At 44.7% G+C, this 11460-nt stretch carries 8 protein-coding genes; 4 read left to right on the forward strand and 4 right to left on the reverse strand.

Annotated elements, in window-relative coordinates; genetic code table 11:
- Nucleotides 1–28: 28 nt before the first annotated feature.
- The 4 genes from AB4185_RS21255 to AB4185_RS21270 all read right to left on the reverse strand — a co-directional run bounded on the left by AB4185_RS21255 (nucleotide 29) and on the right by AB4185_RS21270 (nucleotide 5467).
- The gene (locus AB4185_RS21255) at nucleotides 29–1576 is read right to left on the reverse strand and encodes an alanine/glycine:cation symporter family protein (RefSeq protein WP_372135893.1); all 1548 of its coding nucleotides are present in this window, start codon (nucleotides 1574–1576) and stop codon (nucleotides 29–31) included.
- 470 nt (nucleotides 1577–2046) lie between these two features.
- On the reverse strand, nucleotides 2047–3417 hold the full coding sequence (locus AB4185_RS21260) for an MBL fold metallo-hydrolase (RefSeq protein ID WP_372135894.1): 1371 nt from the start codon (nucleotides 3415–3417) through the stop codon (nucleotides 2047–2049).
- Nucleotides 3418–3563: 146 nt separating this feature from the next.
- A complete protein-coding gene (locus tag AB4185_RS21265; RefSeq protein ID WP_372135895.1) occupies nucleotides 3564–4331 on the reverse strand; it encodes a 1-acylglycerol-3-phosphate O-acyltransferase in 768 nt (255 codons plus the stop codon).
- Between the two features lie 197 nt (nucleotides 4332–4528).
- On the reverse strand, nucleotides 4529–5467 hold the full coding sequence (locus AB4185_RS21270; RefSeq protein ID WP_372135896.1) for a hypothetical protein: 939 nt from the start codon (nucleotides 5465–5467) through the stop codon (nucleotides 4529–4531).
- Between the two features lie 277 nt (nucleotides 5468–5744).
- Here AB4185_RS21270 and AB4185_RS21275 point away from each other — a divergent pair, with 277 nt between their 5' ends.
- The 4 genes from AB4185_RS21275 to AB4185_RS21290 all read left to right on the forward strand — a co-directional run bounded on the left by AB4185_RS21275 (nucleotide 5745) and on the right by AB4185_RS21290 (nucleotide 11321).
- Nucleotides 5745–7457 (forward strand): class I SAM-dependent methyltransferase, encoded by a 1713-nt coding sequence (locus tag AB4185_RS21275; RefSeq protein ID WP_372135897.1) that lies wholly within the window; start codon nucleotides 5745–5747, stop codon nucleotides 7455–7457.
- A gap of 58 nt (nucleotides 7458–7515) precedes the next feature.
- Entirely contained in the window at nucleotides 7516–8244 is a 729-nt protein-coding gene (locus tag AB4185_RS21280) for a DUF429 domain-containing protein (RefSeq protein WP_017065619.1), read from the forward strand.
- An 81-nt stretch (nucleotides 8245–8325) separates the two neighbouring features.
- Nucleotides 8326–9135: a M15 family metallopeptidase gene (locus tag AB4185_RS21285; RefSeq protein ID WP_029235636.1), complete on the forward strand. Its 810-nt coding sequence runs from the start codon at nucleotides 8326–8328 to the stop codon at nucleotides 9133–9135.
- 305 nt (nucleotides 9136–9440) lie between these two features.
- Nucleotides 9441–11321, forward strand: a complete 1881-nt coding sequence (locus AB4185_RS21290) for an ATP-dependent zinc protease (protein ID WP_372135898.1) — start codon at nucleotides 9441–9443, stop codon at nucleotides 11319–11321.
- Nucleotides 11322–11460: the final 139 nt, after the last annotated feature.

Genomic DNA, 11460 nt, shown 5'->3' on the forward strand with positions numbered 1-11460 from the left:
TTAAAGCGACCTATTTGCTAAGGAAAGCTTAAGCTGAAGGTTGCTCTACAGGTTTAGTGTCTGCAGCTTCTGCTTCAGGAGACTTGCCTGTCTTACGCTTGTACTTCTCTTCCCAGTAAGTAGCACCTTTAATGCCTAGTTTTACAGGGTTGAACGTGTACTCAGTTACGCCTTGTTTCTGCTGTTCTTCGTAGTCAGCTAGAGCTTTAAGCGCAGGCTTAGACATGAAGAAGATGATCAGAATACCAACGATGTTTAACCATGCCATCAAGCCAACACCAACATCACCCATTGCCCATGCAAGGTTCGCTGTTTTAACTGTGCCATAGAAAACTGCAGTGATAAGAACAAGCTTAAGTACGAACATCATGCCAGGGACCTTGATGGTACGACGTAGGTAAGCAATATTCGTTTCTGCGATGTAGTAGTAAGCAAGAATCGTTGTAAATGCAAAGAAGAACAGAGCAAATGCGATGAATGGCTTACCAATGCCTGGTAGTGCACTTTCAATAGCAAGCTGTGTAAATACAGGACCATTCGCGCCAATGTTTGCTGCTAGGTTCTGAACAAGGAACACACCCTCAGCGCCGCCATGAACGTTGTAAGCACCAGTGATGATGATCATGAACGCTGTAGCAGAACATACTAGAAGAGTATCGATGTAGATAGAGAACGCTTGTACCAAACCTTGCTGAGCTGGGTGATCAACACTTGCAGCCGCTGCCGCGTGAGGACCAGTACCTTGACCCGCTTCGTTTGAGTAAACACCACGCTTAACACCCCAACCAATTGCAGCACCGAAGCCTGCCATAGGTGTGAATGCATCACCAACAATCATTGCGAAAACAGTTGGCACTTGGCTGATGTTTAGCAGGATGATAACGAACGCGATGATGATGTAAGCCAATGCCATGAAAGGAACAACGATCTGTGTGAAGTTCGCAATACGTTTAACACCACCAAAGATGATGAAAGCAAGAATGATAGCAACAACAGTACCGGTGAAAATTTTAGCGAAACTGAATGTACCGACAGCTGTTTCAATCATGTCACCTGAGCCAAATGCAGCTTCTACAGCATTACCGATACTGTTTGACTGAACACCTGGAAGCAAAATACCACATGCAAAAATAGTCGCGATAGCGAAGATCCATGCGTACCACTTCTGACCCATTGCTTTTTCAACGTAGTAAGCCGGACCACCACGGAACTGGCCTTCGTCTTCTTCTTTGTAGATTTGAGCTAGCGTAGATTCTGCGTAAGCAGTTGCGGCGCCAAAGAAGGCTACAACCCACATCCAGAATACGGCACCTGGGCCACCGAAACCGATAGCGGCAGCAACACCAGCAATGTTACCTGTACCGACACGGCCAGATAGCGAAACGGCTAGAGCTTGGAAAGACGAGATGCCTTTTGATGAGCTTTTACCCGATAGTAGCAAGCGCCACATTTCAAAGAAGTGACGGATTTGAACAAATCGAGTCATGATGGAGTAGAACAAACCTGCACCTAAACATAGGTAGATAAGTACTGGACTCCAGATTATTCCATTCAAAAAATCAACGAATGACTGCATGAGTATTTTCCCTGTTAGTTTTGCTTATGATTGTTTTTCGAACAACACAATACTTCACTTGTAACCCGAGTGTTAAATTATTTAACTGCCTATTAGGATTACTGTGACATAAAGCATGTTACAGGGGGTGTTTGTTAACGATTAGTGCTAATTTGATAATCGTTCCATTAAAATTGATATGCAATTAGTTGTTTTTAGTGTCGGTTTGTAAAGTGAATAAATAGTGATTAATACAAATTTTCGAAACTCACAATATGTGTCAGAAGGGAAAATAGAAGAAAAATGAGAGGAAACGTTGTTCAGTACTAATGACTGTTAACACATTACGACGGTAAAGATGCAAGAATATATCACCGATATAGTGAAATTAGGCAGGTTTAAGGGGAGGTATTATTTAAAATATCAGTAGTGATTTTTAGAACTTTCCGTAAGGATTACCGCAATCAGAAATCGTGAATTAATCGCCTGTTTTAAACGACTGTAAATCCTTTTCCAACCAAAGCTTGAGCGAACTCAGACTGAGTATTTGGCTCGCCGTGAATCAAATGCACCTCTTTCGGTGGAGTCGCGATGCCGTCTATAAATTGGTAAAGATCCTCTTTATCAGCATGGGCAGAATAGCCAGACATGCCATGAATTTGAGCATTAACCTCAACGTCTTTGTTATCAATAGAAACCTGCATTTCGCCTTGTTGCAGCTCTCGTCCGAGCGTCCCGTGCGCTTGATAGCTCGCTAAAATTACATCGGTTCGTTTATCGGGAAGCAAGGCAGATAAGTAGTTCATTATCCTGCCACCCTGACACATCCCAGAAGCTGCGACCACAATCGCAGGTTCACCTGTCGACTTGAGGCGATTCACGATTTTCTTGTGCATTCTATGTCCATCGACGGTAATGCACTGCTCAAAAGCGAGTGGGTGACGTTTCAGTTCAAGACGCAGCTTTGCTTCTTGTCCCCACAACTCTTTAAAACGTCGGTATGAACGCGTCACTTTTTGAGCCATCGGAGAATCGAGAATAATAGGAATATCGCTGCTGAGTTGATGCTCAAAGAGCAGGTGTTCGATATCAAACAACAATTCCTGAGTTCTGCCGATACTAAAAGCCGGGATTAGAATAACGCCACCATCAAGTAGTGAACGATCAATAATGGCCTTGAGACGCTCCGATCGCGTAGCAATATCATCATGTGTACTGGTGCCATAAGTGGATTCTATAAACAGATAATCGGCTTGCTGTGGTGACTTGGGATCCGGCAGCAGTGGTGTGTTACTCGGGCCCAAGTCGCCAGAAAACACAACTACTTCTTGGTTAGGTAACTTAATCTCGATATAGGCGGAACCTAAGATGTGCCCAGCAGGTTGAAATCGAGCATGCAGAGTATTTGGCCTATGATGATCCTTTCCGTTGTTTTGCTGTTTAGACGTGATTGGAAACCATTCGCCGTAAGGCTTGGGATCTATCAACGAATGAATCTTTTTGAGTATCAGCTTTGATTGTTTATTGCTGAGTCCTTGTAGTTTTAACCCATCCTCAATCATTAAAGGAGCGAGTTCGGCGGTGGCTTGCGTGCAATAAATTGGCTGGTTAAATCCACTGGCGAGTAACCAAGGTAATCGGCCAATATGATCAATGTGGGTATGAGTCAGCAGCAGAGCGCTGAGGTGGGACGTTTCAAATTCAATATCAAGAGGGTGTGCGTCTTCCCCTTGAAGCTTTTTACCTTGAAGATCCAAACCTTGAAAAAGGCCACAATCGATGAGCACCGCTTGGCCTGAATCTCTTAGCTCGTGACAAGATCCGGTGACAGTATGTTTGCCACCATGGTGAATCACTTCCATCGTTTACTCCCATTGCTCTATAAAGCCGTTACGCCTGTTTTTATTTTGCGGATAAACGCCAGCAAGTAAAACGAGAACAATGAGAGTTGCGATCGTTGAGTGTCTTTTTAAGTCATTGAGCGATGGCTCAGTGTGTTCGTTGTGAGTTAGCTCGTAGAAGAACGGTCTGAATCCAACTCTGGTTTTTGCTGTGCCTCTAAACGAGCCACTTCGGCATCAAGCTCTGCTATTTTCTCTGTCATGAGTGCGTGACAGCGATTAGCCAGTTCTCTAGCGTCGCTGATCTTGTAGCCAGTCACATCGATAGGTTCAAGCATCTCGGTGATCACAACGCCATTATTAACTCGGTTGAGGTCAATCTTATTGTGTGTGGTGCTGGTACACATCGGGGTGATAGGCACGCCAGCTTCAATCGCCATTCGGAAAGCGCCCGTTTTGAATGGCAGTAGTCCACGCCCTTTACTGCGCGTTCCTTCAGGGTAAACCCAAACAGACAGATCTCGCTGATGAATGGCTTCTGCCACTTGCTTGATCGTATCGCGTGCTTTGGATTTATCTTCGCGGTTAATCATGATGTTACCGGTGATCCAATACAGCAGACCAAAGAAAGGCACATACAACAAATCGCGCTTGCCCAATGAAACGGTGCGTGGTCTTAGCATTCCTGGATCGGTCACAAAGTCCAATATGCTTTGGTGGTTAGAGATGTAGACGCTGTTTTCTGGTGTTGGGGCATTGTCTAGGCCGCGCTGCACCAGTTTTACACCGATGATCTTTTGGAGTTGGTTGAACCAACGACAGAAAACGTACACATGCTTGGGGTTCTTGGGGCTAAACAAGCAGTAAACAAAAGCACATAGAGTGGTGAAAATAATAAACACCGTAGCCAAAATAATACGAAGAACAGCAAGCACAATTCACTCCTTACTCACCGCAAGATGGCAGTGATTAAATAGTTTTAGATGCTTGAAGTCTTCACTCTATTTAACCGAATTGCAACAATTAACTGTGATAGGGGGCTATTTTTAGATCTTTATATAAAACAAGGACTAACAATGGATGTTTGACACAGTTATCGAGCTTACACGTGTTCACCAGTAATGGCTCATGATCACCAATACTGTTTATTTGGATCCGATTTTTCTACCCATTCCGGATCTTGACGCGATTCTAAGTAGAGTTGTAGGCCGTTATAAGACATGAAAGCTGCAGGGCCGCCGAGGTGCTCGAAATAGTCAAAATACTCATCTTCGAGAGCACAAAGGTGGGCTAAATCTTTAACCTTGTTAGCCAGGGCCCACTGAATAGCAAACACAGGCGCTATTGAGCCTGAAATATTCACCTCTTCGACGTTTGGGTTAAACATTGAATTAGCTTGCTCAAGCAGTATCTCTTCTTGTTCAGACTCCTGTTGCAGCACCTCTTCGACGATCTCCGAGCGCTTGGTATTAGAGACATTCTTGTTCAGCTTGGCGATTCGCAGTGCGTAGCTAAACCTTTCTGATGAAACGATGTCGACAAGCTGCGACAACAGCTCTTTGTCTACGCCTGCTGCCTTGGTGAAATAGTCGATACATGAATTGATTGAGGCATAACGAGTACCGTCAAACTCAAAGCCACTGGTTTCGTCGTATACCTCAAGTGGGATGTCATCAACCGACAAAGGCCAGCCTTTATAATCGACGCGTTGCTTGGCGATTTGATACATCTTCCAAGCGCTGCGCCCAAACCCACCGAGCGTCGAACCCGAGAAATCAGAATCAATAAGCTCTTGCTCCGTCCAGTTCTCACCGATGCCAAGGTGCTTAGCGTACTTGTCTATCAGAGTGTGTTTTATCTGATCGCGCACAGACCAAATTGAGGTCAGATTCTTTGAATAGTTAATTCTCGCACACTCATTACAAGCCGGCAGTGCTATCGGTGAATGGCCAATCTTGGCAACTGCCTGCGCTGTCTTAGGAAATTCAACAAGGTTACTGGAAGGCTCACCACAAAACCAACAGCTGTGGCGCAGATTGAATGGGGTATCTATGTGCGAGTATGTGTTCATTAGTTTTCTATCGGTTTGGTGCTTGAGGCGAGTTAATCATCTTCAAACAATTATCTCTGTTCGCACGTCAGCTTGCACCTTGTTTGTTTTTGTTTTTGTTTTTCTGACGAGATCAATTCGAGGTGTGACTCGCCTGATGAACTCATTAGGTGGATATTGATATAAAACAGTCACTAACGATAAATATTGCTCGGTGTGGCTGAACTTGCATGAGCTGCTAGCAATCGCCTAAGCTCCCCATTACTATTGAGATAGACTCCTTACTCCAATAGCGCATATGTCCTCATCGATTCCTTTTTACGATAAAAATGCTCACACACTTTGCCAGCAGTACAACTCAGTGACGTTCGAGACGGTGCATAAAAGCTGGCAAGCTTATTGGCCTTTAGAGGGCGATAAAGTATTAGATGTCGGTGCTGGGAGCGGTCGTGATGTGCTATGGATGCACAAAGCCGGAGCTGATGTTATTGCGATAGAACCAAGTGCTTCATTACGCGAACAAGGCTCGAAATATACAGGCCCAAGTGTTACCTGGATTGATGATTCACTGCCTTCGCTTAGCCGCACTGAAAACCTCGGAATGCGTTTTGACTTGATATTGGTCAGTGCGGTTTGGATGCATCTCGCTCCGTCTCATCGAGAGCGCGCATTTAGAAAGTTGTCTAACTTGCTAGCTCCAAATGGCAAGTTGGTGATCACTCTGCGTCATGGGGAGTTTCAAGACGACCGAGAGGGTTATGAGGTCTCGGTTGAAGAGCTTGAGCGTTTGTCGAAGAACAGTGCTTTGTTGGTGCGTCATGTTGATAACAGCCAAGACACCTTGAAGCGCTGTGAGGTTTGGTGGCAAACCGTGGTGATGACCTTGCCAGATGATGGCTCCGGTGATTTGAACAAGGTGCGCCACATTATTGTGAATGACAACAAGTCGGCCACATACAAGTTGGCTTTGTTGAGAACATTACTGCGAATTGCTGATGCGCATTCAGGCGCTGTGATTGATCGAACTGATGGAAAAATTTCTCTACCAGTGGGCTTGGTTGCTCTGTATTGGGTTAGGCAGTTTAAGCGACTGATTGATATCGACATAGAAGGCGCAGGGATTCAGCAAAATAGCAACACAACGAAGGGACTTGGGTTTGTAAAAGAGGATGGGTGGAATAAACTCAAACACTTAAGTGCTGATGATCTAGCGATAGGCGCTATGTTTCTCGGCGATGAAGCTAAGGCTCTACAAAAGCTATTTTCACAAACGATCAGCACCATTAAATCAGGACCTGTGACTTTCATTTATCAAGGCTCGAAAGACAACCGACTATTCGATATATACCCACCTCACAAACGACGGAAGAGCCGAGAATCACTGGTCATTGATAGTGAGTTCTTAGAAAGTTTTGGTTATTTTACTCTCGATGAAAGCCTGTGGGAGTGCTTTAGAATCTACCACTCGTGGATTGAACCGCTGGTGGTGAATCAATGGGTCATGGAGATGCAGCGTTTCGAGTTGAACCGACAGCGAAGCATTTCACTACAGACTTATCACGACTGCTTGGTATGGATCGATCAAAACCATGATACTCGCGATGTGCGTAAACGTGTCGAGCAACTTAGATCTGATCGTGCAGACATTGTCAGCGTGTGGAGTGGAAAATCATTAAAAAATGAGTATCACGTTGATCACTGTTTGCCTTTCGCTTACTGGCCAAACAACGATAAGTGGAACCTCTTTCCTACTACAAGCAAAGAGAACTTAAGTAAAAGTGATAAAGTTCCTACGGCTGAAAAGCTGCGCTCGTCTAAGTCGAGGATTCTAGAGTGGTGGCAACTCGCTTGGAACGATTCGGCTCATTTTGAACAACAATTCTTTTCAGAAGCCGCGCTTTCGTTACCTAACATCCCTGCGCAGTGTCGAGACTTTGAAGAGGTGTTCGATGCAATGGGCTTGCAGGTACGTGGTGTAAAAAGCAGACTGCTGATTAGTGAGTGGCACTGATCATTAAGTGGGCTAGTTATCCCAAATAACCCTCAACAAACTAATCATCGAGAACATAATGAAATACATCGGAATTGATGGCTGCAAGTCGGGTTGGATCGCTTGGATTGTCTCTGACAATGAGATACCTGCGTTTAAAGTGGTAAACACCCTCGATGAGCTAGCGAGTGATCTTATCGGTTCAACGGCGCTTATCGATATGCCTATTGGTTTTAGTGATGCACAAACTCCAGATCGCTTGTGTGACAAAGCAGCAAGGCGTTTTCTAACCAGCAAACGTGGTTCTTCGGTGTTTCCGGTTCCGTGTCGTGAGGCGGTTTACCAAACCGATTACATTGCGGCGTGTAATGCCAATGTGGAGCAGCTTGATAAGAAGTTTTCTAAACAGACTTGGGGAATTGTGCCCAAGATTCGCGAGCTTGATGAGCTCATTGAAACTCATCCCAATCTTTCTATCAGGGAATCACATCCTGAAGTGGTGTTTGCAGCATTGAAAGACGAACCGCTGACGTTTTCAAAACGAACGCAAGAAGGCAAAGAGGAACGGCTTTCTATTATTCAGCAGCTATCCCCTCAATGGTGTGACCGCTTGTCGTTGGCCATTTCAAATACCAAACGTAAAGACGCCGCGATAGACGATATTTACGATGCGTTCGTACTTATGTTAGTTGCCTATTACGCTCCGCAATTATCGACCTTACCTGAACTTTCTGATGTTGGTGGAGAAGCTGACAAGGATCAGAACGGACGAGTTAGAGAGATTGTTTACTGGAACAAAACACGCTAACAAAGCGTGCGCTCAACTTGGCTTAATATGCTATTTTCCAACTTCTGCTACTTTTCACTCTTACTATTTTGAGTTTTTGATATGAAACGTTTTATTGTCGGCTGTCTGGCCACTGTGCTCAGTGCAGTGAGTTATGCCCAAGTCGCTCCTATATCTCAATGGCAATGCGACATGATGAAAAAGAACAATGTCTTGAGTAGTGGTGCGCCCGTTGGTTGTGAGCGACTATCCAAAGTGGATTTCGATTTCATTAGTTTCAAAGGGGAAACGCAACAGGGCAATATGATCGTGCTTGATGTTATTGCGCCTGCTGTTGAACAAATCTTTTCAGAGCTCAAACAGCGCAATTTTCCTCTTCATTCCGCTCGCCTAATGCGTGAATTCAGAGGTGATGATAGCGCCTCAATGGATGCGAACAACAGTAGCGCCTTTAACGCTCGTCCTATTACAGGCGGAGGAGGTTGGTCGAAACATGCCTATGGTGTGGCAATCGACATCAACCCAGTTCAAAACCCTTTCTTAGAGTTTGATAGCAACGGAAGAATCACGGTAAAGCCTTCACAATCTGCGACTCGTTATGTGAACCGTACTCGTTTTCGTGCTCGTGATGAAATTGAACGCCGCGGCATGGCTGAAGATGTGGTGGAGCTGTTTGCCCATCACGGATTTATGATCTGGGGAGGGGATTGGAATAGCCCAATCGATACTCAGCATTTTGAGGTTGGATCAAGAAAGTTCGTTAACCAACTGCTCTCTAAACCACAACCTGAAGCCGAGGTGTTATTTGAGCGCTACGTCAAATCTTATCGACAGTGCTATCTCAAAAATAAAGGTGAGGACGCAGAAAAAGCTCGAGCTATCTGTGCAAAGAAAACAGTCGGGACTTTTTAGTGCTATGTTTATCTAGAACCGTTTGTGTTTTAGCAAGTTAAACTCGCTTCAGGTGTGTTTTGAATAGCTAAGGTCAGCGCTCGTCGTTGGCCTTTTTTGTATTCATTTCTCCAATAGAACACCGAGCATTGAAAAGGTTATTGGGTATCCATTAGTCAATAATCGATAAGCGAATGCAGCGCAAAGTCATCGGTTTGTCATTGAAAAACTCATAGCGTTAACGTTATGTGAGAACCATTACTGGTGGGGGAACTCTTCGCTGAAACGCCAGTATTATTAGTGAACTGATCACAACGGACCAACTAATGAAAAAGATACCTTTGGCTCTAACTCTTTTAAGCACTCTACTTTTTTCACAATATACTTTGGCTACTGATACTTCACCTACCACTCAAAACCCGACTTACGAACTCGATGGTAAAGCAGTATTAGGCCGCACTGAGAACGTGTACCTATCTAGCGTTCAAGGGCTAAAAGACGTTCCTTTCATTGGTAAAATTGATACCGGTGCGGAAACCACTTCTATGCATGCTGAAGACATTCATGTGAAGAGCTCTAATCCCGATTACCAAAATCTCAAAGACCAAGAGTTGATGGCGGCGTTAACCGAAGACCTGTTGAACAATTCCGATGTTGATTACGATGATTGGGATGGCAGTACCTTTGCGAAATATGAAGCTGTGGTCTCTTTTAAGGTTCAAAACCCGCGGACGGGAGACATGGTATTAATCGAAGCGCCTTTAGAGCGTGTCAGCATGATACGCAGCCGCACCAGCAGCACGCCTTTGCATCGCCCTACCGTAAAAATGTCGCTCACCATTGCAGACCAAGAGCTAAAAACCGACGTTAACCTGACCGACAGAAGCCACTTCTCTGCGCCAGTGCTGATTGGTAAAACCTTCCTTGCGGATAACGCGCTGGTGTTTGCAGGTTATGACTATTTACAAGAGCAAGAGAACGCGACCGTTGTTGGCCGAAAAGAGGTGGTGTCTATCTCTGGAATGGCGATGAACGCGACCTTCTCATTAAAAAATCGCTACAGCATCCTTCATGCAAAAGACATCGATATAGATAAGAAGAACAGTGAAGTGACGTTTGATATGTTCGACAACGACGGCAAGCAAAAAGAGATGACATTGCCGTTGGTTCGTATGTTAAGCGTGAGCGGTAAGAAGAGACCTTTGGTGTATGTGCCTGTTCAACTCGATGAAAACACGACTAAAGACGTTCTGGTGTACCTACGTGAGCGCTCGAGTAGTGAGTCGCAGTTGAGATTTGGAACCAACACAGCCAGCGAACTCTTCATGATTGATACCAGTGCTGAGAATATTTTATCCGAAGGTTCAAAGAACTTTAGTGATGTGGCTGAGTCTGGTGAGCCTATGATTATCTCTCCGGAAGAGGACATCACCCTAGATGATTTCCCGCTTAAGGCTGTGGCTTCTTTCACTGTCAATACGCCTTTGCTGAAGGTCGACAGTTTTGAAATGACAGGTAAAGGCAAAGATGCTTCCGTTGAATTTTATCTTACGGATGTAAATGGTGAGAAGCAGAAGGTGACCAAGCCAATTATTAAGAAGCTTAAAGTCGGGGATGATACTCGTCCGGTTGTAAGTGGTGAGTTTGCGGTGTCTGGAAAAGTGCGTACGCAAGAGTTCGCCATCGACGTGCTCAATACAAATGAGAAAGAAGCGTACTTTATTTTAGGCAAGAAGATGGCAAAAGAGGGCGTTTACGTTAATACGCGTTCTGATTACCTTCTGAAAGCCGAACCACTGTTTAAAGTTGGGCATATTGAAGTAGTAGAAGTGAACGGCATGAAGTTCCCGGCCAAGCTCGACACTGGTGCGGATGTAAGCTCAATGAACGCAGTCAACATCAAACGATTTAAGAAAGATGGCCAAGACATGGTGAGCTTTACCTATCAAAACAACCAAGGCGATAAGCAAGATTTCACCAAGCCAGTGATTGATGTAATGCGTATCAAAGCCAAGAAAGGCGAGAAGGTGAACATTCGCCCTGTGGTAGAAATGAAGGTTAAGCTCGGAGACCTAGAGAAAGAAGTAAGGGTAAACCTTCAAGACCGCTCTCGCTTCGAATACAGCATGATCCTAGGTAAGAACTTCTTGAAGCACGGCGCAGTAGTGAGCAGCGATGAAGATTACTTGTTAGGTGATATGGAGTAACCCCTAAACTTATCTAAGTTCGTAGCAGAACAGATCTAAACAGCCACATATTTCAGCAATGGGATGTGTGGTTTTTTATTGAGTGTCTGGTTTTACTATTGATGTGCTAATGGTAACTCATACCAATCCGGAAAATTAA

This window comes from Vibrio sp. 10N.286.48.F5, from assembly GCF_041469785.1.
Taxonomy (GTDB): Bacteria; Pseudomonadota; Gammaproteobacteria; order Enterobacterales; family Vibrionaceae; genus Vibrio; species Vibrio crassostreae_C.